The sequence below is a fragment of the Roseovarius halophilus (ex Wu et al. 2025) genome, from assembly GCF_047086965.1.
The window spans coordinates 1-352 of record NZ_JBKOTX010000590.1 but is presented as its reverse complement, the minus strand read 5'-3'; the positions used below and the strand labels follow the sequence as shown (position 1 = coordinate 352).

Genomic DNA, 352 nt, shown 5'->3' with positions numbered 1-352 from the left:
GCAGCGGCTCGGGCTTCACGCAGCTTTTCGACGCCTTCGTGATCGCGCTGGTGCGCGCGATGCCGGTGAAGGCCGTGGCCGAGCTGTTGGAGGTGGGCGACGACCGCATCTGGCGCGTCGTGACGCATTATGTCGAGGCGGCACGGGCCGAGGAAGATTTCGAGGCTGTCACCGCCGTCGGGATCGACGAGACCGCCGCCCGGCGCGGACACGCTTACATCACCCTTTTCCACGATCTCGACGCCCGGCGTTTGCTCTTTGCCTGCGAGGGGCGCGACCAGGGCACCGTGGCCGGCTTCGTCGCGGATCTCGAGGCGCATGGCGGGGAGGCCGGTCACATCACTGCCGCCTG

The 352-nt window shown here is 68.8% G+C and carries 1 protein-coding gene; it reads left to right on the top strand.

The annotated features are described in order from the left end of the window. The coding region (locus ACH107_RS33620; protein WP_412509903.1) for a helix-turn-helix domain-containing protein at nucleotides 1-352 on the top strand (352 nt) is incomplete at both ends.